The sequence below is a fragment of the Streptomyces sp. NRRL S-31 genome (genome assembly GCF_000718775.1).
Taxonomy (GTDB): Bacteria; Actinomycetota; Actinomycetes; order Streptomycetales; family Streptomycetaceae; genus Streptomyces.
Genome location: NZ_JOCB01000081.1, coordinates 1 through 24,436, shown reverse-complemented (window position 1 = coordinate 24,436; position 24,436 = coordinate 1). Strand labels below are relative to the sequence as shown.

At 73.6% G+C, this 24,436-nt stretch carries 17 protein-coding genes; 12 read left to right on the top strand and 5 right to left on the bottom strand.

Translation table 11 applies throughout. From position 1 onward, the window contains the following. Positions 1 to 65 precede the first annotated feature (65 nt). The gene (locus tag IF37_RS0127955; RefSeq protein WP_030748302.1) at positions 66 to 1,610 is read right to left on the bottom strand and encodes an alpha/beta hydrolase; all 1,545 of its coding nucleotides are present in this window, start codon (positions 1,608 to 1,610) and stop codon (positions 66 to 68) included. 76 nt (positions 1,611 to 1,686) lie between these two features. Further along, the gene (locus IF37_RS0127950) at positions 1,687 to 4,740 is read right to left on the bottom strand and encodes a lysylphosphatidylglycerol synthase domain-containing protein (RefSeq protein ID WP_030748299.1); all 3,054 of its coding nucleotides are present in this window, start codon (positions 4,738 to 4,740) and stop codon (positions 1,687 to 1,689) included. A 186-nt stretch (positions 4,741 to 4,926) separates the two neighbouring features. On the opposite strand from IF37_RS0127950, the gene IF37_RS0127945 reads away from it, so the two are divergent. The 5 genes from IF37_RS0127945 (at position 4,927) to nudC (ending at position 15,434) form a co-directional block, all read left to right on the top strand. Continuing rightward, positions 4,927 to 5,313, top strand: coding sequence for an MGMT family protein (locus tag IF37_RS0127945; RefSeq protein ID WP_030748296.1), 387 nt, complete (start codon positions 4,927 to 4,929; stop codon positions 5,311 to 5,313). Positions 5,314 to 5,570: 257 nt separating this feature from the next. Then, the gene (locus IF37_RS0127940; RefSeq protein WP_106981865.1) at positions 5,571 to 9,101 is read left to right on the top strand and encodes an ATP-dependent DNA helicase; all 3,531 of its coding nucleotides are present in this window, start codon (positions 5,571 to 5,573) and stop codon (positions 9,099 to 9,101) included. 94 nt (positions 9,102 to 9,195) lie between these two features. Beyond that, on the top strand, positions 9,196 to 12,876 hold the full coding sequence (locus tag IF37_RS0127935) for an ATP-dependent DNA helicase (protein WP_052845400.1): 3,681 nt from the start codon (positions 9,196 to 9,198) through the stop codon (positions 12,874 to 12,876). A 53-nt stretch (positions 12,877 to 12,929) separates the two neighbouring features. Beyond that, on the top strand, positions 12,930 to 14,333 hold the full coding sequence (locus IF37_RS0127930; RefSeq protein ID WP_030748287.1) for a dipeptidase: 1,404 nt from the start codon (positions 12,930 to 12,932) through the stop codon (positions 14,331 to 14,333). Between the two features lie 156 nt (positions 14,334 to 14,489). Further along, positions 14,490 to 15,434, top strand: coding sequence for an NAD(+) diphosphatase (gene nudC, locus IF37_RS0127925; RefSeq protein ID WP_030748283.1), 945 nt, complete (start codon positions 14,490 to 14,492; stop codon positions 15,432 to 15,434). 201 nt (positions 15,435 to 15,635) lie between these two features. On the opposite strand, the gene IF37_RS0127920 is transcribed toward nudC, so the two are convergent. After that, the gene (locus tag IF37_RS0127920; RefSeq protein WP_030748280.1) at positions 15,636 to 15,893 is read right to left on the bottom strand and encodes a mycoredoxin; all 258 of its coding nucleotides are present in this window, start codon (positions 15,891 to 15,893) and stop codon (positions 15,636 to 15,638) included. A 108-nt stretch (positions 15,894 to 16,001) separates the two neighbouring features. Here IF37_RS0127920 and IF37_RS0127915 point away from each other — a divergent pair, with 108 nt between their 5' ends. From IF37_RS0127915 to IF37_RS44615, 5 genes are all read left to right on the top strand, one after another. Beyond that, positions 16,002 to 18,284: an ATP-dependent DNA helicase UvrD2 gene (locus tag IF37_RS0127915; RefSeq protein WP_301540354.1), complete on the top strand. Its 2,283-nt coding sequence runs from the start codon at positions 16,002 to 16,004 to the stop codon at positions 18,282 to 18,284. 163 nt (positions 18,285 to 18,447) lie between these two features. Then, entirely contained in the window at positions 18,448 to 18,768 is a 321-nt protein-coding gene (locus IF37_RS42585; protein ID WP_079165904.1) for a hypothetical protein, read from the top strand. A 173-nt stretch (positions 18,769 to 18,941) separates the two neighbouring features. Then, a complete protein-coding gene (locus IF37_RS0127905; protein WP_030748273.1) occupies positions 18,942 to 19,310 on the top strand; it encodes a WhiB family transcriptional regulator in 369 nt (122 codons plus the stop codon). After that, positions 19,307 to 19,630, top strand: coding sequence for a hypothetical protein (locus IF37_RS0127900; protein WP_030748270.1), 324 nt, complete (start codon positions 19,307 to 19,309; stop codon positions 19,628 to 19,630). The genes IF37_RS0127905 and IF37_RS0127900 overlap by 4 nt, the downstream gene beginning before the upstream one ends. A gap of 139 nt (positions 19,631 to 19,769) precedes the next feature. After that, complete coding sequence (locus IF37_RS44615; RefSeq protein WP_158727397.1) at positions 19,770 to 19,979, top strand: hypothetical protein; 210 nt, start codon at positions 19,770 to 19,772, stop codon at positions 19,977 to 19,979. A 39-nt stretch (positions 19,980 to 20,018) separates the two neighbouring features. Here IF37_RS44615 and IF37_RS0127890 read toward each other — a convergent pair whose 3' ends face one another. Beyond that, a complete protein-coding gene (locus IF37_RS0127890) occupies positions 20,019 to 21,398 on the bottom strand; it encodes an AarF/ABC1/UbiB kinase family protein (RefSeq protein ID WP_030748267.1) in 1,380 nt (459 codons plus the stop codon). Next, the gene (locus IF37_RS0127885; protein ID WP_030748265.1) at positions 21,391 to 22,605 is read right to left on the bottom strand and encodes a TOMM precursor leader peptide-binding protein; all 1,215 of its coding nucleotides are present in this window, start codon (positions 22,603 to 22,605) and stop codon (positions 21,391 to 21,393) included. Before IF37_RS0127885 ends, IF37_RS0127890 begins: the two co-directional genes overlap by 8 nt. A gap of 356 nt (positions 22,606 to 22,961) precedes the next feature. On the opposite strand from IF37_RS0127885, the gene IF37_RS0127880 reads away from it, so the two are divergent. Together IF37_RS0127880 and IF37_RS0127875 are read left to right on the top strand one after the other, a co-directional pair. Continuing rightward, positions 22,962 to 23,630: a M48 family metallopeptidase gene (locus IF37_RS0127880; RefSeq protein WP_052845399.1), complete on the top strand. Its 669-nt coding sequence runs from the start codon at positions 22,962 to 22,964 to the stop codon at positions 23,628 to 23,630. A 120-nt stretch (positions 23,631 to 23,750) separates the two neighbouring features. Next, positions 23,751 to 24,436: TerD family protein (locus tag IF37_RS0127875; RefSeq protein ID WP_030748259.1), on the top strand; the 686-nt coding region annotated here is incomplete at its 3' end.

Sequence of the window (24,436 nt, the reverse complement as noted above, 5' to 3'; positions counted from 1 at the left end):
CCCAGTCCGTTGTGGCCTGTGGATAACGCTCCGACCTGCGACTTCGTCCGGTTGTCGGTGATCTCTCAGGAGCAGACGGTGTCGGCCTTCGGCAGCTTTCCGTCCAGCAGGTAGGCGTTCACCGCGCTCTGCACGCACTTGTCCTTGCTGTCGTAGGAGCCGTGACCCTGGCCCTGGTACGTCAGCTCGACGGCGACGCCCTTGCCGAGCGCCTCCACCATCGCCCTCGCGCCCCCGTACGGGGTGGCCGGGTCGCCGGTGTTGCCGACGACGAGGATCGGCCCCGCGCCCGGTGCGCTGACCTCGGGATGGTTGGCGGCGCCCGGCACCGCCCAATCGATGCAGCTCAGCATGGCCCAGGCCATGAAATCCCCGAACAGCGGGGAGGCGGCTCGGAACCGGGGCAGCCCCCGCTGGACGTCGGCGGTGGTGTACCGCGGTTTGTCGTCGGCGCAGTTGATGGCGGTGTTCGCGGGGATGAGGTTGCTGTACTCGCCGTTCTCGCCGCGGCCGTTCATCGAGTCGGACAGCAGCATGAGGATCTTGCCGTCACCGTCGTACGCCTGCTCCAGGCCCTCCGTGAGGTACTCCCAGAAGTCCTTCGAGTACAGGGACTGCGCGATGCCGTTGGTGGCGGCGGTCTGGGTCAGCTCGCGCGGGAAGATGCCCGGGATCGGTTTCTTCTCCAGGTCGGCGAGGAGCTTCGCGATCCGGTCCTTCACCTCCTTCGGGGTGTCGCCGATGGGGCATTCCGTGGTCTTCGAGGTGCAGTCCTCGGCGAAGTTGTCGAGAGCGAGCTGGAAGCCCTTCGCCTGGCTCAGGGCGCTCTGCTCGGGGTCCTCCGTGGGGTCGACGACGGCGTCGAAGACGGCCCGGCCGACGTTCTTGGGGAACAGGTGGGCGTAGACACCGCCGAGTTCGGTGCCGTAGGAGATGCCGAAGTAGTGCAGCTTCCGGTCGCCGAGGACCTGGCGCATCAGGTCCATGTCGCGCGCCGCGTCCGTGGTGCGCACGTGCGGCAGGATCTGCCGGGAGTTCTCCTCGCAGGCCCCGTTGAACCGCTTGGTGCGCTTCAGGAACTGGGCGATCTCCGCGTTGTCGTCCGGGGTGGCGTCCTGCTGGAAGTACACGTCCAGCTGGGCGTCGCTCTCGCACTTCACCGGTGCGCTGCGGCCGACCCCACGGGGGTCGAAGCTGACCAGGTCGTAACGGGTGCCCAGGGTGGAGTAGTCCGGGCCGAACGCGGGCAGCGTGGTGACGCCGCTGCCGCCCGGGCCGCCGAAGTTGAACACGAGCGAGCCGATCCGTCCGCTCGCGGGGCCGGTGGCACGGGTGCGGATCAGGGCGATGCCGATCGTGTCGCCCTTGGGCTTGCCCCAGTCCAGCGGCGCCTTCATGGTGGCGCACTGCCAGGTGCCGCCGTTCGGCAGCGGGGACGGGGCGCTGCCGCCGCCCTCCGCCTCGGACGGGGCCGGGCAGTCCTTCCAGTCCAGCTTCTGCTGCCGGAGATCCCCGTTCTCGGTGCTGCCGCCGCACCCGGCCAGCACAGCGGCACACAGCACAGCGGAGGTGGTCAGCGCGACGGCGCGCAGCCGGAAGGGGTTCGCCATGCTCCCATCGTGAGCGTGCGCACGCCGGCTCGCGCGGGGCGCGGGCCGTCCGGGGTACCCCGCCCGGCGGGACCGATCACAGCGCTCCCTTGCGGGTGAGGTGGTTGAAGGCCAGCCAGCCCGGCAGCACCGGCAGCCACAGGGTCAGCAGCCGGAACAGCAGGACGGCCGGGGCGGCGACCTCCTTGGGCAGGCCCACGGCGATCAGTCCGACGGTGAGGGTGGCCTCGACCGCGCCCACGCCACCGGGGGTGGGAGCCGCGGAGCCGAGCGCGTTGCCGGCGAGGAAGACCACGGCGACGCTGGCGATGCTCAGCGACACCGAACCGTCGCCGAAGGCCCGGATGGAGGCGTCCAGGCACATCACGAAGCAGGCGGTCAGCAGCAGCATGCCGCCGATGCCGGTGATCAGCTTCTGGGGCCGCTGGAGCACGTCGAGCATGCGGGGTACGACACCGGCGAACAGTGACCTCACGCGCGTGACGACGAATTTCCGCAGGAACGGCACCGAGGTCACCACGAGGACCAGGACGGCCACGGTCAGCAGGCCCGCGATGACCGTGCGGGACGGCGACAGCGAGGGCGTCTTCTCGGTACCGGTCAGGTAGCCGAAGGACAGCAGCATCAGGATGTGGCAGCCCAGCCCGAAGAGCTGCGACGCGCCGACGCTCGCCACCGCGAGTCCCGGGCGCACGCCGGCGCGTTGCAGGAAGCGTGTGTTGAGGGCGACACCGCCGACGGCGGCCGGTGCCACGATCTTCACGAACGACCCGGCGACCTGTGCCGCGACCGTCCGCGGGAACGGCACCCGCTCCGGCACGAACCCCAGCAGCGCCATCGCCGCGGCGACGTAGCTGAGCGCCGAGAACAGCACCGCGGCGATCACCCAGCCCCACTGGGCCTGCGCGAACAGCGTGCCGAACTCGATGTGGGTCAGCTGCGTCAGCAGGTAGTACGCGCCGATCGCACCGGCGATGAAGCTCATCAGCGTGCGGGGCCGGACCCGCTCCAGCCGGGCCGGCTCCACGGGCGCCTGGGGCCTGATGCGCAGCACCTGGTGCCGGATCTGGGTGAGCAGATCCTCCTCGCGGGCCTCTTCGAGGGCCACGTCCAGGGCTCTCTTCTCCGCGCGCTGCTCGGCGCGGACCGCCTTCTTGTCGGGCTTCCCGGCGGCGGCCGAGGTGTCCTCGGACGCCTCCTCCGCACGGGCCAGCTTGGTCTGCCGGGAGGCTTCGAGCACCGCTTCGCGCTCGCGCTGGGCCCGTTCCCGGGCCAGCCGGCGCAGCGTCGCGCGCGTGGAGCGCGTCAGCGCGATCGGCTGGAGCATCGGCAGACAGTCGGCGACGGCGTCCGGGCCGAGCACGCCGACCGCGGAGGCGACGGCACGCTCGGCGCCGACCCGCAGGCCCAGCGTGCTCACCAACTGGGCGACGTCCATGCGGAGCAGCAGCTCACCGGCCGCGATCTCGCCGCCGCGCAGCTCGGTGAGGATCACCCTGCCGGAACGATCCACCAGAATCGCGTCGCCGGCCAGCCTGCGGTGTGCGATGCGCCGCGACTGCAAGGCCCTCACCTGGTGCCAGGTCTTGTGCAGCAGTTCGTCGGTGATCTCCTCGTCGGCCAGCGAGTCCAGGGTGCGACCGCCGGTGTGCTCGTAGACGAGCATCACCGCGTCGGGGCCGAGTTCGGAGGTGGCGATCAGCTTGGGCGCGTTGGCGCCCGCCGCGATCGCCGCGTACGCCAGCAGCGCCTCCTGCTCCAGCGCCTGGCGCAGCGACTGGAGGCTGGAGCGGGTGGCGAAGCCGCGCAGGGTCAGGTTGCGCCACGCGCGGTAGAAGAAGCCCTGGGCCTGCTGTTCCCGGTCGACGACCGTGACGTCCAGCGGCGGGCCGTCCTCCAGGGTGACGAAGTAGCGCCGGCCCCGGTCGCCGTTCTCCGACTCCGCGGTCTCCTCGCGGGCGGCGCTGACGGGGTGGAAGCCGACGTGCCTGAGGCCCGCCATCAGGGTCTGGCCGGTCGGACGGACATTGGGGGAGCCGACCGCGTACAGGGTGCCGTAGGCGATGCTCCAGCCGATCAGGACCGTCAGGACGATCGAGAAGGGGGTGGTGTAGCCGGTGACCAGCATCGAGAACGCGTCGAGCAGCAGCACGATCCACAGCACCGCGCGCCATCTGGGTCTGCGGGACATGCCGACGGCCGACATGTAGGCGATCACGGGCGCCAGATAGCCGTGCACCGGGTCGGTCAGGGCGTGGATGTCGCCCGGTGAGGGCTGGGTGAGCGCCTCCTGGATCGAGTCCGGGGCGGCCCGGGCGACCCACAGGTCGGTGGCGAGCGTCACTCCGTGGGCCAGGACCGCCGCGAGGACGCCGTCGGCGATGCGGAGACCGTCCCGTTTGATCAGCCGCTCGATCGCGAAGGCGACCGGCACCAGCAGGATCGCGATGCTGGACGCCAGCCCCGCGATCTTGATCAGCAGGTCGGGGGCCTGGCCGGTGCCCTTGTTGATGTCCTGTTCCAGGCCCGAGGTGGTGCCGTGCGCGAACGCGGCGATCGCGAGCAGCACCACGATCCCGAGCACGCCCACCAGCAGCCGCATGAGGTCGGAGGGGCGGTGCACGCGCGCGGGGAGCAGCGGTTCGTCGCCCTCCACCCGCTCGGCGTGCGGGTCGTCGTCGTGCGGGGACCGGACCGGGGGCGCGCTCGCGGAGCCGGGCGCTCCTCCGGCGGCCTCCGCGCCGCGGCCACGCGCGCGTGTGACGACGGGGGCGGGGGATTCGGCCGCTCCGGACTTCTCGGCCGCCGGAGGGGTGCCGGCCGCTGCGGGCGTCTCGGCCGCTTCGGAGCCGTCCGCCCGCGCGCGTGGGTCCGCGTCCTGTCGAGGACCGGCTTCCGCGCGTGGGCCTGCGTCCTCTCGATTACCGGGTTCCTCGCGGGGGCCGGCGCCCTCCGGCGGGCCGAGGTCCCCCCGGGAACCGGCGTCGTCACGCGAGCCGACGTCCGCGCGTGGACCGGCGTCTTCCTGGTGCGCGCCGCCGTCGACACCGCCCGCGCGGGCGGTGTCCGGGCGCGCGGCGGCGTCAGGGGTGCCCGCCGCTCCGTCTGGGTGCACGCCCTGCTCGCTCATGGTCTCTTCTTGGTCTCGTATCACCAGTCACCGCCCGCACGATGGTGGCATGCCCCACCGGCCCACGGGGGCATCAGGGTGCGGATGCGCGGGCGCACAGTCTGCCCGAAGCACCGCCCGGGGGCGAGCGGACCGCGGCTCGCGCACCCCGCCGGGACACCCGCGCGGTGCGGCAGGATGGGGTGGATGAGCGAGCTGATCCCTCCCGAAGACGCCCGCGAGGAGCACGCGGACGCGCTGCCGGAGTACGCCGAGCGGGTCCTCGAGGTCGCCGAGCTGATCCCGCCCGGCCGGGTCATGACCTACGGCGACGTCGCGGAGTGGCTGGAGCAGGGAGGCGCGCGCCAGGTCGGCCGGGTGATGGCTCTCTACGGAAGCGCCGTCCCATGGTGGCGCGTGGTGCGCGCGGACGGGGTGCTGCTGCCCGGCCACGAGCTGCGGGCGCTCGGCCACTACCGCGCGGAGGGCACCCCGCTGAAGCAGGCGGGCCGCGGCGCACAGGGCCACCTGCCGCGGCTCGACATGCGACGGGCCCGGTGGGACGGCGGCGCGGACGCGGAGGGTCACATCTGACAGCTTCCGCCATCCGCTGCCCCCAGGGCAGACCCGTGGCCCGTTCGGGTGACACCGGGGACGTCGGTGGCATGCCGTACGTTCGTGAGGAGTGGGACACGCGTGCCCCGAGCGCCCCGAGGGATGAACGGGAAGCCCTGCTTCCGCCCGGATCGGCGGCGTAGCGTCGGCAGCTCGCGTCCCGCTCACCCCGCGGCCACCGCCTCGCGCGCGTGACCGCCCGCCCACCAGTACAACCACCAGGACCGGCCGATCACGTGAGCTCCTCTTCCTCCACCAGGCGCCTGCCGCACCCCTCGGTGCGGCAGGGGAGCCGTGGCGCTTACCGACTGGTCCGTACCCCGCCGCCCGCCACGGATCCCCCCCGTCTGGACGCGGCACAGAGCGCCGTGGTTGATCACCGGACCGGACCGCTGCTCGTCCTCGCCGGTCCCGGCACCGGCAAGACCACCACCCTGGTCGAGTCCGTCGCCGCGCGGATCGCCCGGGGCGGCGACCCCGCGCGCATCCTGGTGCTGACGTTCAGCCGCAAGGCCGCCGTCGACCTGCGCGACCGCATGGCGCTGCGCATCGGCGCGGCCCGCGCGCCCCGGGCGACCACCTTCCACTCGTACTGCTACGCGCTGGTCCGCGCCCACCAGGACAGCGACCGGTTCGCCGAGCCGCTGCGCCTGCTCTCCGGCCCCGAGCAGGACGTCACCGTCCGCGAGCTGCTCGCCGGGCAGCCCGAGCTGGAGCGGCTCGGCCTGTCCCACGTGCGCTGGCCCGACGACCTGCGCGCCTGCCTCACCACGCGCGGGTTCGCCGACGAGGTCCGGGCCGTCCTCGCCCGCACCCGCGAGCTGGGCCTCGGCCCGGACGCCCTGGACGCCTTCGCGCGCCGCATCGGACGCCCCGACTGGCGGGCGGCCGCCGCGTTCCTCGCCGACTACCTCGACACACTCGACCTCCAGGGCGTGCTCGACTACGCGGAACTGGTCCACCGCGCGGTCCTGCTCGCCCGCCGCCCCGAGACCGCCGCACAGCTCGCCGCCCGGTACGACGCCGTGTACGTCGACGAGTACCAGGACACCGACCCCGCCCAGGTCCGGCTGCTGCACGCCCTGGCCGGCCAGGGGCGCACCCTGGTCGCCTTCGGCGACCCCGACCAGTCGATCTACGCCTTCCGGGGTGCCGACGTGAACGGCATCCTGGACTTCCCGGCCGTCTTCCCGCGCGCGGACGGCCGCCCCGCCCCCGTCGAGGTGCTGCGCACCTCCCGCCGCTCGGGTGCCGCCCTGCTGGCCGCGACCCGTCTGATCACCCAGCGCATGCCGCTGACCCGGCTGCCCGCCGACAAGGTCCGCGCCCACCGCGAGCAGGTCCCCGTGCGGGAGGGCGGCCGGGTCGAGGTCCACACGTACCCGACGGCCGGCGCCGAACTGGACAACATCGCGGACGTCCTGCGCCGCGCGCACCTGGAGGACGGCGTCCCCTGGGCCGACATGGCCGTCCTGGTGCGTGCCGGCTCCCGCAGCCTGCCGACCCTGCGCCGGGCCCTCACCTCGGCCGGTGTGCCCGTCGACATCGACGGCGACGACCTGCCGCTGCGGCACGAGCCGGCGGTGGCACCGCTGCTCACGGCCCTGCGCGCGGTGGCCACGGCGGAGGTACGGCGCCGGGAGGAGGACCACGAGGACGACGCGCCCGGCGAGGCGGACGGCACCGAGACCGGGGCCGGGGCCGCGACCGGCGCAGCCGGGCTTGAGACCGAGCCCGGGAGCGGAGCGGCCGAGCCCGGTGAAGCGGAGGCCGACGAAGCCGGGGGCGACGGAACCGAGTCCTCCACGGTCGCGGAGCCGGAAGGCGCGGCCGCGGACGCCCTGGACGGTGCCGGTGCCGCCGGCTCCGCCCACGCCCCGGAGGCCGCCGCCTCCTGGCTCGACACCGAGACCGCGCTCACCCTGCTCGCCTCGCCCCTCGCCGGCATGGACCCGGCCGATCTGCGCCGCCTCGGACGCGCCCTGCGCGAGGAGGAGCGCGCCGCCGGCAACCCCCTGCCGCCCCCGTCCGACGACCTGCTCACCCGCGCGCTCGCCGAACCCGAGCGGCTGGCCGTGCACGATCCGGCGTACGCGCGCGGGGCGCAGCGCCTCGGTGCGCTGCTGCGCAAGGCCCGTGAGCGCCTCGCCGGCGGGGGTACGGCCGAGGAGGCGCTGTGGGACCTGTGGGAGGGCACACCCTGGCCCGCGCGCCTGGAGCGGGCCGCCCGGCGCGGCGGCGCCGCCGGCCGCAACGCCGACCGCGACCTGGACGCCGTGTGCGCGCTGTTCGCCACCGCCGCCCGCGCGGAGGAACGCACCGGGGGCCGCGGCGCCCTGAACTTCCTGGAGGAGATCGACGCCGAGGACATAGCCGCCGACACGCTCACCCGCCGCGCGGTACGCCCCGAGGCGGTCAGCGTGATGACCGCGCACCGTTCCAAGGGCCTGGAGTGGCGGCTGGTCGTCGTCGCCGGCGTCCAGGAGGGCCTCTGGCCGGACCTGCGGCGCCGCGGCTCGCTGCTGGAGGCCGACCGCATCGGCCGTGACGGTCTCGCCGAGCCGCTGACCCCGGGGGCGCTGCTCGCCGAGGAGCGCCGGCTGTTCTACGTCGCCGCCACGCGCGCGCGTGACCGCCTCGTCGTCACCGCCGTGAAGGCACCGGCCGACGACGGCGACCAGCCGTCCCGGTTCCTGACCGAGCTGGGTGTCGAACCGAAGGACGTCACCGCGCGCCCCCGCCGCCCGCTGTCCGTGGCCGCGCTCGTCGCCGAGCTGCGCGCCACCACGGTCGACCCGCGCGCGTCGGCGGCCCTGCGCGAGGCCGCCGCCCGCCGGCTCGCCCGGCTCGCCGCGCTCACCGACGAGGACGGCCGCCCGCTCGTGCCCTCCGCGCACCCCTACCGCTGGTGGGGCATGTTCGAGCCGACCGAGAGCAGGGTGCCGCTGCGCGACCGCGACCAGCCCGTGGTGCTCTCCGGCAGCGCCCTCGACCAGCTCGCCAACACCTGCGCGCTCCAGTGGTTCCTGGGCCGCGAGGTGAAGGCCGACGCCCCCGCCACCACCGCGCAGGGCTTCGGCAACGTCGTGCACGTCCTCGCCGACGAGGTCGCCTCCGGCCGCACCCCCGCCGACCTGGACGCCCTGATGGAACGCCTGGACTCCGTGTGGAACGCGCTCGCCTTCGACGCCCCCTGGAAGTCGCACCAGGAGAAGGACAACGCGCGCGCGGCCCTCGAACGCTTCCTGAACTGGCACGTGCTGAACCGCGCCGGCCGCACCCCCGTGGCCAGCGAACAGGACTTCGACGTCACCCTCGGGGCGGGCGACTACCAGGTCCGCATCCGCGGCCAGATGGACCGCGTGGAGACGGACCCGGCGGGCCGCGCCTACGTGGTCGACTTCAAGACCGGCAAGCAGGCGCCCACCGCGCGTGAGGTGGAGCGGCACCCGCAGCTCGCCGTCTACCAGCTCGCCGTCCGGGAAGGCGCCGTCGACACGGCGTTCGACGGCGCGCACCCCGAACCTGGCGGCGCCGAACTGGTCCACCTCAGACAGGGCGCCGCCAAACGCGACGGAGGCGACAGCCTTCCCAGGACACAGACGCAGGAGCCGCTGTCGGGGGAGTGGGTCGGCGAACTGCTGGCCACCGCGGCCGGCAAGGTCCTCGACGAGCGGTTCACGCCCAGCACCGGCCAGCACTGTGCGCACTGCGCGTTCCGCGCCTCGTGCAGCGCGCGCCCGGAAGGGCGGCAGGTGGTGGAGTGACGAACGGCACCATCCGTCCCCGACCTGCGCTTTCCTTCTCCCGGCGGGCCGTCGCGCCCTCGACTGTCAGTGCCGGCCGCTAGCCTCTTTCGACATGCCCGCCCGTATCACCGACCCCGAGCAGCTCAAGGAGCTCCTCGGCATCCCGTTCACCCCGGAGCAGACGGCCTGCATCACCGCGCCGCCCGCCCCGCAGGTGATCGTGGCCGGCGCCGGGTCGGGCAAGACCACCGTGATGGCCGCGCGCGTGGTCTGGCTGGTCGGCACCGGGCAGGTCGCCCCCGAGCAGGTCCTCGGCCTGACCTTCACCAACAAGGCCGCCGGCGAGCTGGCCGAGCGCGTCCGCAAGGCGCTGGTCAAGGCCGGTGTCACCGACCCCGACACCATCGACCCGGACAACCCTCCCGGCGAGCCGGTCATCTCGACGTACCACGCCTTCGCCGGCCGGCTGCTGACCGATCACGGCCTGCGGCTCGGCCTGGAACCGACCTCGCGCCTCCTGGCCGACGCCACCCGCTACCAGCTCGCCGCGCGCGTGCTGCGCGAGGCCCCGGGGCCGTACCCGGCGCTGACCCGCTCCTTCGCCGACCTCGTCAGCGACCTGCTCGCCCTCGACTCCGAACTCGCCGAACACCTCGTCGACCCCGAGGAACTGCGCGCCTGGGACGCCGACCTGCTGCACACCCTGGAAGGCGCCAAGCTCAGCAACGCCGAGCTGCGCAAGGTCCCCGAGACGGCCGCGGCCCGCCGCGAGCTGACCGACCTCGTCCAGCGCTACCGGACCGCCAAGCGCCGGCGCGACCTGCTCGACTTCGGCGACCAGATCGCCCTGTCGGCCCGCCTCGCCGGCATCCCCGAGGTGGGCCGCGTACTGCGCGAGGAGTTCCGCGTGGTGCTCCTGGACGAGTACCAGGACACCTCGGTCGCCCAGCGCGTCCTGCTGGCGGGCCTGTTCGGCGCCGGCACCGGCCACCCGGTGACCGCCGTCGGCGACCCCTGCCAGGCCATCTACGGCTGGCGCGGCGCCTCCGTCGCCAACCTGGACGACTTCCCCGACCACTTCCGCCACGCCGACGGCCGGCCCGCCACCCGGCAGGCGCTCAGCGAGAACCGCCGCAGCGGCGGTCGCCTCCTCGACCTCGCCAACGGCCTCGCCACACCCCTGCGCGCCATGCACGCGGGCGTGGAGGCGCTGCGCCCGGCCCCCGGAGCCGAGCACGACGGCACCGTCCGCTGCGCCCTGCTGCCCACCCACGCCGAGGAGATCGACTGGATCGCCGACTCCCTCGCCCACCTGGTGCGCACCGGCACGCCGCCCGGCGAGATCGCCGTCCTGTGCCGGACGGCGGCCGACTTCGCCGAGATCCAGGGCGCCCTCGTCACCCGTGACGTCCCCGTCGAGGTGGTCGGCCTCTCCGGGCTGCTGCACCTGCCCGAGGTCGCCGACCTCGTCGCCGTCTGCGAGGTCCTCCAGGACCCGGGCGCCAACGCCGCCCTGGTGCGCCTGCTGACCGGACCGCGCTGGCGCATCGGCCCCCGCGACCTCGCCCTGCTCGGCCGCCGCGCCCGTCTGCTGGTCGCCCACGCGCGCGTGGACGGCACCGACGACCCCGACCGCCGCCTCGCCGCGGCCGTGGAGGGCGTCGACCCGGCCGAGGTCATCTCGCTCGCGGACGCCCTGGACACCTTCCTCGAGACGCCGATGAACGGCTCTGCCGAGAGCGGCGCCGACGACGGGCTGCCGTTCTCCCCCGACGCGCGCGTGCGCTTCGCCCGGCTCGCCGCCGAACTGCGCGACCTGCGCCGCTCGCTGGCCGACCCGCTGATGGACGTGCTGCACCGCGTCCTCGCCGTCACCGGGCTTGAGGTTGAACTGGCCGCCTCCCCGCACGCGCTCGCCGCCCGCCGCCGCGAGACCCTGTCCAACTTCCTGGACGTCGCCGCCGCCTTCGCCGCGAGCGACGGCGAGGCGACCCTGCTGGCGTTCCTCGGCTTCCTGCGTACCGCCGCCCAGTACGAGAAGGGGCTCGACAACGCCCTGCCCGGCGGCGAGAACACCGTCAAGGTGCTCACCGCGCACAAGTCCAAGGGCCTGGAGTGGGACGTCGTGGCCGTCCCCGGACTGGTGACCGGCACCTTCCCCAGCGCCCAGGGCCGTGAGAAGTGGACCGCGCAGGCCAAGGTGCTGCCGCACGCCCTGCGCGGCGACGCCGACACCCTGCCCGACGTCGACGGCTGGGACTCGCGCGGCATGAAGGCCTTCCACGAGGCGATGAAGGACCACCAGCACACCGAGGAACTCCGGCTCGGCTACGTCACCTTCACCCGCCCCCGCTCGCTCCTGCTCGGCTCCGGCCACTGGTGGGGGCCCAGCCAGAAGAAGCAGCGCGGCCCCTCCGACTTCCTCCGGGCCCTGTACGACCACTGCGCCGCCGGGTACGGCGAGATCGAGGCGTGGGCGGACGAACCGGCCGACGACGCGGAGAACCCGGCCCTGCACGCGGCCACCGCCGACCAGGTGTGGCCGCTCCCGCTGGACGACGCCGCGCTGGCCCGCCGCCGCGCCGCCGCCGAGACCGTCCTCGCCCACCTGGACGCCCTCGCCACCCGCCCCCGTCCGGCCCCGCACGATCCCGTCGGCGACCAGCACCCGGACTGGCCCGCGCCGCCACCGGAGGACCCGCCGTACGACGCCGAGCCGTACGAGGACGTCCCCGGCGAGGAGGACATCCCCCACGACGACTCCACCCGTGAGGACTTCCCCCACGACGAGGACCACTTCTCCTACGACGAGGAGCCCTTCGCACCCGACGAGGACCCTTTCGCCTACGCCGAGGACCCCTTCGCACCCGACGAGGACCCCTTCGCCCCCGACGATCCGCCTCAGGACGACACGTCCGCCCCCCTCCCGTACACCCCCGCAGCCCCGGAGGCCCGGGACGCCGAAGCAGCCCGTGACGCCGGGCGGCCCACGGTTCCCCACCAGGCGCCGGCCCCGCCGAGCCGCCCCCGCTCCGGCGGGCCGTCGGTCCCGGCCCCCCTCACCCCCGAGGAGGCGCGCGCCATCGCCTCCTGGGACCGCGACCTGGACGCGCTCACCGGAGAGCTGCTGCGTGCCCGGCGGACCGTCACCGACGTCCCCCTGCCCGCCACGCTCACCGCGTCCCAGTTGCTGCGTCTCGCCGAGGACCCGGACGGCCTGGCACAGGAGCTCGCGCGCCCCATGCCGCGCCCCCCGCAGCCGGCCGCCCGCCGGGGCACCCGCTTCCACGCCTGGGTCGAGACCCGCTTCGAGGAGCTGACCCTGCCCTTGCTGGAGCCGGAGGAGCTGCCCGGCGGGGACGCCGAGATCGACGACGAACGCGATCTGGAAGCCCTCAAGGAAGCCTTCGAGCGCACGGAGTACGCCCGGCGCACCCCGTACCGGGTCGAGGCGCCCTTCCAGCTCACCCTGGCCGGCCGCGTCGTCCGGGGCCGCATCGACGCCGTCTACCGGCACGGCGAGGGCGACGGGGCGACGTACGAGATCGTCGACTGGAAGACCAGCCGCAGCCGCACCGCCGACCCGCTCCAGCTCGCCGTCTACCGGCTGGCCTGGGCCGAGCAGCAGGGCGTGCCCCCCGAGTCGGTCACGGCCGCCTTCCTGTACGTGCGCAGCGGCGAGGTCGTACGTCCCCGGGGGCTGCCGGACCGGGCCGCGCTGGAGCGGCTGCTCACCGGGGAAACCGCCCGGTCGGCGACACGGGTGACGAAACGGTCACCGGGGGCGACCTGAGTGTGACGAATCGCCCTCCGAGGATGCGGTCGCGGGCGGATAGGCTCGGGAGCATGAGCCAGACCCCGGACAGCGCCGTCCGCACGTACATCGAGCAGCACCGCGCGGCCTTCCTCGACGACCTCACCGCGTGGCTGCGCATCCCGTCCGTGTCGGCCCAGCCCGACCACGCGCCCGACGTGCGGCGCAGCGCCGACTGGCTCGCCGCCAAACTCAAGGAGACCGGCTTCCCGACGGCCGAGGTCTGGCCGACCCCGGGCGCCCCGGCGGTCTTCGCCGAGTGGCCCTCGGACGACCCGGAGGCGCCCACGGTCCTGGTCTACGGCCACCACGACGTGCAGCCCGCCGCCCGCGAGGACGGCTGGGACAGCGACCCCTTCGAGCCCGTCGTCCGGGAGAACCGCCTCTACGCGCGCGGGGCGGCCGATGACAAGGGCCAGGTGTTCTTCCACACACTCGGCGTCCGCGCCCATCTCGCCGCCACCGGCCGCACCGCGCCGGCCGTCCACCTCAAGCTGCTGATCGAGGGCGAGGAGGAGTCCGGCTCCCCGCACTTCCGGGCCCTGGTGGAGGAGCGTGCCGGGCGGCTCGCCGCCGACGCCGTGATCGTCTCCGACACCGGCATGTGGGCCGCGGACACCCCGACCGTGTGCACCGGCATGCGTGGCCTGGCCGAGTGCGAGATCCGGCTGTACGGCCCGGACCAGGACATCCACTCGGGTTCCTTCGGCGGCGCCGTGCCCAACCCGGCCACCGCCGCCGCCCGCCTGGTCGCCGCCCTCCACGACGAGGACGCGCGCGTGGCGGTCCCCGGCTTCTACGACGGCATCGTCGAGCTGACCGAGCGCGAGCGAGAGCTCTTCGCCGAGCTGCCCTTCGACGAGGAGCGCTGGCTGCGCGCCGCCAAGTCGTACGCCACCCACGGCGAGGCCGGGCTCACCACCCTGGAGCGCATCTGGGCCCGTCCGACCGCCGAGGTCAACGGCATCGGCGGTGGTTACCAGGGCCCCGGCAGCAAGACGATCATCCCGGCCACGGCGATGGTGAAGCTCTCCTTCCGGCTGGTCGCGGGCCAGGACCCGGACCACATCGAGAAGGCCGTCCGCGCCTGGGCCGCCGAGCAGGTGCCCGCCGGGATCCGGTACGACATCGACTTCGGCTCGGCCACGCGCCCGTGCCTGACCCCGCTCGACCACCCCGCGTTGCAGTCCGTCGTCCGCGCCATGGGCCGCGCCTTCGAGGGACCGGTCCGCTTCACCCGCGAGGGCGGCTCCGGACCCGCCGCCGACCTCCAGGAGGTCCTCGCCGCCCCGGTGCTCTTCCTGGGCATCTCCGTCCCGTCCGACGGCTGGCACGCCCCCGACGAGAAGGTCGAGCTGGACCTCCTCCTCAAGGGTGTCGAGACCAGCGCCTACCTGTGGGGTGATCTGGCCGGAAACTGGCGCCCCACACCCTGACCGGCCGGCGCCGTACGGACGGGCACCGCGCGCGGGGGACACTGGACCGACCACCCCGCCGCCCCGCCCGCGCCCGAGACCCGGTGCCCTCCCGCCCTACGTCCCGCCGAACCACCCGCCGCAAGAACCGTTGTACTGGGGGAGTTGGAAGCACACGTGACCACCTGGACCGACCACACAGCCGACCGACCCATCTCGCTGACCGCCCCGAGCGGCATCGACCGCGCCGCCCACCACCGACTGGACGAGGCATGGCTCGCGGCAGCGTGGAGCCACCCCACGACCCGCTGTTTCGTGGTCTCCGGCGGCCAGGTGCTCATCGACGAGACGCCGGACGGCCGTACCGAACTCGTCATGACGCCGTCCTTCGAGGCGCCGCTCACCGAGGCGCACCGCTACTTCCTCGGCACCGACGTGGAAGGCGTGAGCTACTTCGCGCTCCAGAAGGACTCGCTGCCCGGCCGTATCGACCAGTCCGCGCGTCCCGCGGGGCTGCGGGAGGCCGGCCTCCTGCTGTCGCCGCGCGACGTCGGGCTGATGGTGCACGCGGTCGGCCTGGAGAACTGGCAGCGCACCCACCGCTTCTGCTCCCGCTGCGGTGAGCGCACGGTGATCGCGGCGGCCGGGCACATCCGCCGCTGCCCGGCCTGCGGCGCCGAGCACTACCCGCGCACCGATCCGGCCGTGATCATGGCGGTCACGGACGAGGAGGACCGCATCCTGCTCGGCCGCCAGGTCCACTGGCCGGAGGGCCGCTTCTCCACGCTCGCCGGCTTCGTCGAGCCCGGCGAGTCCATCGAGCAGGCGGTGCGCCGCGAGGTGTGCGAGGAGGTCGGTGTCACCGTCGGCCCGGTCGAGTACGTCGCCAGCCAGCCCTGGCCCTTCCCGTCCAGCCTGATGCTGGGCTTCATGGCCCGTGCCACGTCCACCGAGATCGATGTCGACGGGGACGAGATACACGAGGCCCGCTGGTTCTCCCGCGAGGAACTGCACGCGGGCTTCGAGTCCGGTGAGGTGCTGCCGCCCTACGGCATCTCCATCGCGGCCCGGCTGATCGAGATGTGGTACGGCAAGCCCCTGCCGACCCGCGGCTTCGTGTGACACGGCAGGGCGGCCCCGGAGCGATCGGGGCCGCCCTGCCGCCGGAAAGGCGCAGCTCAACCGGGGTGAAGCGCTGACCGACGAGCACTTCGACGCGGCGACGCGAGGGGCACCGTGACCCGGTGAAGAGGGGTCCGGCCGCCGGTACGGAGCGGCCCCCTGCCGGCCTCGGCCGGAGGGGGCTCGGCACCCGTGCGGGGATCAGACGGTGAGGGCCTGCTTGACCTGGGCCAGGCTCGGGTTCGTCATGACGACCTCGGAACCGCCGCTGGAGGGGACCACCCGGACCGTGGGGACCGTCTGGTTGCCGTCGTTCGCCTTCTCCACGAAGGCGGCGGACTCGGGGTCCTGCTCGATGTTGATCTCGGTGTAGGCGATGCCCTCCCGGTCCAGCTGACTCTTCAGCCGCCGGCAGTAGCCGCACCACGTCGTGCTGTACATCGTCACGGTGCCCTGCATGTCTCTCGCTCTCCTCTGACGGCTCGGAAAAGGTCGTCCACTCGGAGAACGCGTGCCCCCGGCGGACCATTCCCGCCGGGGGTATACCCGCTCCCCGGGCCCCCGGCTGTGAGACCTGCCGCATTAGTACGACTGCGAGCCCCCGCCTGTGGACAACCGGCGCAGCCGCCCCGGGCGACCTGGCAGCATGGCGGTGTGACAGCAGCAACGCATTCCACCCTTTTCCCGCAGGCACCGGAATCGGTCGACGCGGTGCTCGAAGGGCTCGACCCGGAGCAGCGCGAGGTGGCCACCGCCCTGCACGGTCCGGTGTGCGTGCTGGCCGGGGCGGGCACGGGCAAGACCCGGGCGATCACCCACCGCATCGCCTACGGGGTGCGGGCCGGCATCCTGCAACCGTCCAGCGTGCTCGCCGTCACCTTCACCGCCCGCGCCGCCGGGGAGATGCGCGGCCGGCTGCGCCAGCTCGGCGCGCAGGGCGTCCAGGCCCGTACCTTCCACTCCGCCGCCCTGCGCCAGCTCCAGTACTTCTGGCCGAAAGCGATCGGCGGCTCCATGCCCCGGATCGTCGACCGCAAGATCCAGCTCGTCGCCGACGCGGCCGCCGCCCTCGGTACCCGCCTGGACCGGAACGAGCTGCGGGACGTCACCGCGGAGATCGAATGGTCGAAGGTCACCCAGACCGTCCCCGCCGACTACCCGTACGCGGCTGCGAAGGCCGGCCGTGAGGCCCCCCGCGACCCGGCCGAGATCGCCCATCTCTACGCGGCCTACGAGGACCTCAAGCGCGACCGCGCGGTCATCGACTTCGAGGACGTCCTGCTGCTGACCGTCGCCGTCCTCCAGGACCGGCAGGACGTCGCCGAACAGGTCCGCACGCAGTACCAGCACTTCGTCGTGGACGAGTACCAGGACGTCAGCCCGCTCCAGCAGCGGCTGCTCGACCTGTGGCTCGGCGACCGGGACAACCTGTGTGTCGTCGGTGACGCCAGTCAGACCATCTACTCATTCACGGGAGCAACGCCCGACCACCTCCTCGACTTCCGCGCCCGGCACCCCGGCGCCACCGTCGTGAGGCTGGTCCGCGACTACCGCTCGACCCCGCAGGTGGTCCGCCTCGCCAACGGTCTGCTCGCCCAGGCCCGCGGCCGTGCCGCCGACCACCGGCTGGAACTCGTCTCCCAGCGCCCCGCCGGACCCGACCCCGTCTACACCGAGTACACCGACGAGCCCGCCGAGGCCGAAGGCGCCGCCCGCCGCATCCGCGAGCTGATGGACGCCGGCGTCCCGGCCGCCGAGATCGCCGTCCTGTTCCGTACCAACTCCCAGTCCGAGACCTACGAACAGGCGCTCGCCGACGCCGGGGTCCCCTACCAGCTGCGCGGAGCCGAACGCTTCTTCGACCGGCCCGAGATCCGCAAGACCCACATCGCCCTGCGCGGCGCGGCCCGCTTCGGCGGCAACGACTCCCTCCTCGACGACGTCGTGGACCTGCCCTCGCAGGTGCGCGCCGTCCTCTCCGGGGAAGGCTGGACCGGCGAGCCGCCGGCCGGCTCCGGCGCCGTCAGAGAGCGCTGGGAGTCCCTGGCCGCCCTGGTCCGTCTCGCCCAGGACCTCGCCGCCGCCCGGCCCGGGGCCACCCTCGCCGACTTCGTGGCGGAACTGGACGAGCGGGCGAACGCCCAGCACGCCCCGACCGTGCAGGGCGTCACCCTCGCCTCCCTGCACGCGGCCAAGGGCCTGGAGTGGGACGTCGTCTTCCTGGTCGGCGTCGCCGAGGGCATGCTGCCCATCACCTACGCCCGCACCGACCAGCAGATCGAGGAGGAGCGCCGGCTGCTCTACGTCGGCGTGACCCGGGCCCGGGAACGCCTCCACGTCTCCTGGGCCGTGTCCCGGTCACCCGGCGGACGGGCGAGCCGCAGACCGAGCCGTTTCCTGGACGGCCTGCGCTCCGGCACCACGCCCACCGCCGGGTACGGCGGCTTCGGTGCGGGCGGCGGCGTCGAGCGCGGGTTCACCGCGAGCGCCGCTCCGGTGCCCCGGCGGGCCCAGCGCACGCCCGCCCGCTGCCGGGTCTGCGGCCGCACGCTCACCGACGCGGGCGAGATGAAACTGATGCGCTGCGAGGACTGCCCCTCGGACATGGACGAAGGGCTCTACACACGGCTCCGGGAGTGGCGGGCGGTCCAGGCCCGCAGCAGCGGCCAGCCGGACTTCTGCGTCTTCACCGACCGCACGCTGATGGCCATCGCGGAGGCGTGCCCGGAAAACCCCGCCGAACTCTCCCGCATCCCCGGCGTCCTCAGTCGCAAGCTGCGCAGCTATGGAGCCGATGTTCTCGCTATCTGCGCTGGTCGGGAACCTGGCGGAGTTGACGGGGAGGACTGATGCGAACTCGTCGAAAAAATAGTTTGCGCATGCCCCGGCAATCCCCATAGGTTCTAGGCACGGACGCAGCGGCCTTCTCGAAGGCCCGGTTCCGTGCTGTACTTACATATCCGAACGGATCGGTTCACCCCGGTCCTTGAGACGCCGAGAGGAGGCGAGTCCAGTGATCAGCATCAACTTCAGCACCATCAGCGCGGCCAAACTGACCGATCGCTCGACCGTCTCCACGTGCATGCTCGGCGCCTCGAACCAGGGCACCGGTCTGTCCGGCATCCGTGCCGTCCGTCCGGCGTCCTCCCCTGCCCTCGCGGTCCTCCCCGTCCGTGAGCGCAATGAGCGACCGACCAAGGCACTGGAAGCGGTAGCGGCACAGGCTCACGCCTATGCCTTTGCGGCGGCCGGTGCCGGATTCCTGAAGCAGACGACGCAGCACCACCTGATGTGGGCCTTCCGTGGGCCAGAACCCTGGAGTGATCCAGCCTGATCGCCGATCAGGCCGGCGCCTTCAGGGCCGCGGAACCCCATCCGGGATCCGCGGCCCTTCTGTTTGTCCCGAACGGGATGACGGAGCGAAGGGGCCTCGGGACAGGAAAAGAACCCGGTACCCAGCCGACACCCGGTCAACCGGCCGGAACGACCAGACGAGGAAAACCAACCGTGCATCTCGAAGCGCACGCCCCGTCCGTACCGCCTTCACAAACCATCCCCCCGCCCGGCCTCACGGAGGACTCCGCCTTGATCCCCCTCACCGCGCTCACCGCGCTCGACGACGCCATCGAGAACCTCGGCGTACCGGTCCCCTGCCGCTCCTACGACCCGGAGGTCTTCTTCGCCGAGTCGCCCGCGGACGTCGAGTACGCCAAGTCCCTCTGCCGCACCTGCCCGCTGATCGAGGCCTGCCTCGCCGGGGCCAAGGAGCGACGCGAGCCCTGGGGCGTCTGGGGTGGCGAGCTGTTCGTCCAGGGTGTCGTCGTCGCCCGCAAGCGTCCGCGTGGTCGCCCGCGGAAGAACCCGGTCACGGCATGAACACCGCAGGAACGATCGATCGCCCCCTCACGCACGACCCCAAGAAGCAGGCCCCGATGAAGCCGTCCACCAGCGAGCCCGCCGGCTCCGCGACCTCAGACTGCACCACCACCGGCGCGACCGAAGCGCGCCAGAACAGGAACCGCGAGATGCAACTCATGCAAGAAGCCCTGGCTCGTGCGCATATGCACGAGCGACTCCAGGACGCCGTGCGGGAACGCCGGGCCATGCGCCTGGCGGTCGCCCAGCGGATGCAGCGCCGGGCCGAGCGCGCCTCGCTGCGCGCGCGCCGCGCGCTCGCCATGGCCGTCATGCAGTAACCCGCACACCCGAGCAGCGGTGGCCTCCCGGACCCGGGAGGCGAAGCCTCTCCCCGCGGGGGCCGGTCCGGCCGAACGGACCGGCCCCCGCGGGGCGTTGCGCCCGGCGATCCACCGCTGCCGGGGTTATCGTCGCCGGGTGACGCGTCTTCCCGGAGCGGATGATCAGGGCGGTCCCATCGAGGAGCGCCGCCTGGTGTGCGCCCGCTGCGGCACCGCCGCCGACGGTGCCCGGCCGGTCACCTGGACTTGCTCCGTGGAGAACGGCGTCCGGCAGTACTTCTGCGACGCCTGCTCGCGCGAGAACCTGCGGGCGATCGAGGGACGGCTGGACTCCGCCTGGTGGTGAGCGGACCCGCACCGGGGCGCTCCCTCCCGGCGTCCCGCCTCACGCCCCCGTCGCCGCTTCCTCCTCACCGGCTTCGTCGTCGGCCGGGCCGGCCGCGAAGCCCGGCAGCCACTCCTCCAGCTCGTCCCGCAGCCGCACCGTCGCGCCCAGTTGGCACAGGACCCCGATGGTGCTCAGGGTCACCCGGTGTATCAGCAGATAGGCCGGGGGCAGGTTGAGCTGCTTGCCGAGCTGGTAGGCGGGGGAGCGGGGATCGGCGATGCGGGCGGCCTGGCTGCGCATCCAGGAGCGGGTGAAGGTGAACGCGTCCACCCGGGCCGGCTCGATGATCGGCAGCAGGTAGTCCAGCACCGCGTCCGGATCCAGCTCGACGGTCTCCTTCACGAACCCCTCGTTGCGGAGCATCTCGTAGACCGACTCCGCCTCGCCGTCCAGGGTCCTGCGCAGGGAGACGCCGATCGGGCTCGGCAGGCCGCCGGGGAGCCGGTCGACGGTGCCGAAGTCCAGTACGCCCAGACGCCAGTCGTCCTCCCCGTCCGGACCGCCGGGCAGCAGCCGGAAGTTGCCCGGATGCGGGTCGGCGTGCAGCAGCCCGGTGCGGGCCGGGCCCGAGAAGAGGAAGCGGGCCAGGAGCTGACCGGCCCGGTCGCGCTGCTCCTGGGTGCCGTCCGCGATGACCTCGGACAGCGGGACGCCGTCGATCCACTCGGTCACCAGGACCTGTTCGCACTGGTGCACCACCGCCGGGACGACCACGTCCGGGTCGTCCGCGAACTCCTCCGCGTGCGCCGCCTGGGCCTGGGCCTCCAGCCCGTAGTCCAGTTCCTCGGAGACCCGGTCCCGCAGCTCCGCGATCAGCGGCTTGATGTCCATGCCCGGGATGAGCGGCCCCAGCAGCCGGGCGAACCGGCTCAACTGGCCGAGGTCGGATAGCAGTGCCTCGCCGGCGCCCGGGTACTGCACCTTGACCGCCACCTCGCGGCCGTCGTGCCACACCGCCCGGTGCACCTGGCCGATCGAGGCGGCGGCGGCCGGCTTCTCCTCGAACTCCTCGAACAGGTCGCGCCACTCCGGACCCAGCCGCTCCTCCAGCACGGCGTGCACCGTGCGGGTCGGCATCGGCGGGGCCGCCTCCTGAAGCTTGGTCAGGGCCGCCCGGTAGGGCCCGGCGATCTCCTCCGGCAGCGCCGACTCGAAGACGGACAGGGCCTGCCCGAACTTCATCGCGCCGCCCTTCAGCTCGCCGAGCACCTTGAACAGCTGCTCCGCCGTGCGCTGTTGCAGCTCGCGGCCGACGATCTCCGCGGACTCGCCCACGATCCGCTTGCCCAGCCCCCAGGTCGCCCGCCCGGCGAAGCCGAGCGGGAGCGCGGCGAGCTTGGCGGTACGGGTGACCGCCTTCCGGGGAAGATCAGACATGCGCCCTCCAGGTCCCAGTCGGCCGTGCCGCGCCCGCTTCGCTTCGTCGCTCCGTCGACGGCCGTTGCACCGCCATTGTCGCGCGCCGTTCCCCGCTGGTTGAGGAGTGTTCCCGGTTATCTCTCCCTGCCGCCCCGCAACGGCAGTCCGGATGGGGTCTGACCGGCCGGGTACGCCAGTCGAGGCCGGGCGCGGACACCTCCCAGCGGGTGCCCGCGCGAGCCGGTGACGCTGCGTCGAGGAAGGCCAGGGCGTGCGCCGCCGCGAGACCGGCCACGGTCGTGGCCAGCGTCACATCGCAGGCCCCGGTCCGGCGGGCCCTGCCGGACCGCCACTGGGTGACCAGCCGGGGCCAGGCCGGGTCCCGGTCGGCGCGGTCGCGTTCCAGGCATCCGGCGCAGCCCGACTCACCGGGCAGGACCAGGGGCCCGACGACGCCCGTGCCTTCCGCGACACCGGCGTACAGGTGGGGCGTTCCGGAGGTCATGAGCGGTTCGGCGGTGGCCGGGTCCGGGGCGTGCACGGCGACGTCGTCCCGGGGGGTGAGGACCACCAGGGAGAGACCGGGGTCGGCGGCTCCGGACCCGGGGGCGTGCGGGTGGCGCAGGGGGCGGTCCGGGGCGGCGCGTCGGACGGCGGCCCGCGCCGCCGCGTCCCGCCGGTCCCCGAGCGACTCGGCGGCCAGCCCGCCCGGCGCCACGTCCCACGGCTCCACCCGGCCCACGTCCTCGACGTCGACCTCGCCGACGCCGGCGGCCGCCAGCACCGAGGCCAGCAGGGCGCCGACCCGGCCCGCTCCGCGCACCCGGACCCGCAGCGCGCGCCGGGCCGCGAGCCGGGCCGCGGCGTCGCCCGGTTCCGGGGTGAGGAGGGACAGCGAGGCCAGGTCGGGGCGCAGCCGCTCAAGGACGTCCGTCTTCCCGCGCAGCGCGTCCGCGGCCGGACCGCCGCCGCGGGCGTCGTCGACGAGGCCGGCCCGGGACAGCCGTTCCACCAGCGCGTCCACCCGGTCCGCCGGCATGCCCGCGCGGCGGCCCTCCTCCCGCAGCAGCGGCAGCCCCCGGGTGCCGTCGAGCAGGGCCAGGAAGCCGCCCGTCGCCGTGTCCACCGGGCCCAGCGTCACCGCGTGCGCCGGGGTCATCCCGAACTGCACGGTGCTGTGATCGCGCCAGCCGCGCCGCAGCGCGGGCTTCACCACCGGATGCATGACCGCCCCCCGAATCCTTGAGAAACCCGAAATCCCCTGAGAAGAAATCCCTTGAGAAGCCTGAAATCTGGCGAGACACCCGGAACGCCTGAGGTGACCCGTCCGTCCGCGGGCGAACCGGACGCCTCCGCCAACTGCAGCCAGCATGCCCCGCTGCGGCGGCGGGTGCCGAAAGTTATCCACAGGGCGTGAGATTCGTCGTACCGGTCACGGCTCCCTGGCGGCCGAACATTGGGGCAAAGCGGTGCGAATCATACCTGTGAACCGGTCATACGAATCAAACACATGGTGGAGGATCGACGGCGAACCGACCGGCGGCCGGGACGTCGTCCGTGCCCACCGGGTAACGTCGGGGCGTGCCCGCCGACCCCCTGTACCGCGCCGGTGAACCACAGCGCAGCACGACGAGCCGGCCGCCCGGCGGCTCGGGGGCGAGCGCGATCGAGGTCCGCAGGAGTGCCCGGCGCCGGCGTACGGTCTCCGCGTACCGCGAGGGCGATCGCACCGTCGTACTGATCCCCGCCCGGATGTCCAAGGCGGAGGAACAGCGCTGGGTGGCCCTCATGCTGGACAAGCTCGCCGCCCAGGAGAGCAAACGGGTGCTGGGCGACGCCGAGCTGACCGAACGCGCCGAGCGGCTGTCGGCCCAGTACTTCGACGGCCGGGCCCGGCCCGCCTCCGTGCGCTGGGTCACCAACCAGAACACCCGCTGGGGCTCGTGCACCCCGGCCGAGGGCAGCATCCGGCTCTCGCACCGCCTCCAGGGGATGCCCGAGTACGTCGTGGACTACGTGCTCTGCCACGAGCTGGCGCACCTGCTGGTCCCCGGCCACGGCGCCGACTTCTGGCGGCTGCTGGAGTCCTATCCGCGCACCGAACGGGCCCGCGGCTACCTCGAGGGCGTCGCCGCGGCCGGACGGCTGCCGCACGTACCGGGCGCGCGCGGCAGCGGGACGACTGAGCGGCCTCCCGGGCGGACGGCCTCCCGGGCGGACGGCCTCCCGGGTGGACGGCTTCCCGGGTGAGCGGCCCGGGGCGGTTGTGTACCGGGTGTGTACCGACCGTGCCCGGCCCGGGTTCCCGCCGGTCTTTGCCGTTAGCCTGGCGCGACGCACTCACATCGGGATGGGGGACGGTCGTAACGCATGGCCAGGGAATTCCAACGCGGCCACAAGGCCAGGATCAGTGACCTCACGCTGGGCACGGATCTGTACGTAGGCGTACAGATCTCGGGCCCCGGGCTCACCTTCGACATCAGCTGCTTCGGTCTGGACGCCGACGAGCGTCTCTCGGACGACCGGTACTTCGTCTTCTTCAACCAGCCGAAGTCCCCCGAGGAGTCCATCCAGCTGCTGGGCGCCCAGGCGGGAGACACGGAGTCGTTCCGGGTCACGCTCGACCGGATCCCCTCCGCGATCCGCAAGCTGTCCTTCACGGCGACCATCGACGGCGCCGGCCAGATGTCGCGGATCGCCCCCGGATACCTGCGTGTCGTGGCGGGCGGCGAGGAGGTCGCGCGCTACTCCTTCGACGGCTCGGAGTTCTCCACCGAGCGGGCCGTGATGCTCGGTGACTTCTACTTCAAGGACGGGTGGCGGTTCGCCGCGGTCGGACAGGGCTTCGACGGCGGTCTGGAGGCGCTGCTGAAGAACTTCGGCGGCGAGGTGCTGGAGGAGGAGGCGCCCGCCGCCCCGCAGCAGCCCCACTCCGACGCGGCCCCCGGCTTCGCGCCGCCCGCGTTCGGTGTCCCCGCCGCGCCGGCGCCGCAGCCCGCCGCACCACAGCCCGCCGCACCACAGGGCTTCGCGCCGCCGCCCGGCCAGACCCCGCC

Excerpts from the sequence above, each read along its gene's own strand:
- IF37_RS0127955 (WP_030748302.1), bottom strand. The coding sequence starts at position 1,610 with ATGGCGAACCCCTTCCGGCTGCGCGCCGTCGCGCTGACCACCTCCGCT.
- IF37_RS0127950 (WP_030748299.1), bottom strand. The coding sequence starts at position 4,740 with ATGAGCGAGCAGGGCGTGCACCCAGACGGAGCGGCGGGCACCCCTGAC.
- IF37_RS0127945 (WP_030748296.1), top strand. The coding sequence starts at position 4,927 with ATGAGCGAGCTGATCCCTCCCGAAGACGCCCGCGAGGAGCACGCGGAC.
- IF37_RS0127935 (WP_052845400.1), top strand. The coding sequence starts at position 9,196 with ATGCCCGCCCGTATCACCGACCCCGAGCAGCTCAAGGAGCTCCTCGGC.
- IF37_RS0127930 (WP_030748287.1), top strand. The coding sequence starts at position 12,930 with ATGAGCCAGACCCCGGACAGCGCCGTCCGCACGTACATCGAGCAGCAC.
- IF37_RS0127920 (WP_030748280.1), bottom strand. The coding sequence starts at position 15,893 with ATGCAGGGCACCGTGACGATGTACAGCACGACGTGGTGCGGCTACTGC.
- IF37_RS0127900 (WP_030748270.1), top strand. The coding sequence starts at position 19,307 with ATGAACACCGCAGGAACGATCGATCGCCCCCTCACGCACGACCCCAAG.
- IF37_RS0127890 (WP_030748267.1), bottom strand. The coding sequence starts at position 21,398 with ATGTCTGATCTTCCCCGGAAGGCGGTCACCCGTACCGCCAAGCTCGCC.
- IF37_RS0127885 (WP_030748265.1), bottom strand. The coding sequence starts at position 22,605 with ATGCATCCGGTGGTGAAGCCCGCGCTGCGGCGCGGCTGGCGCGATCAC.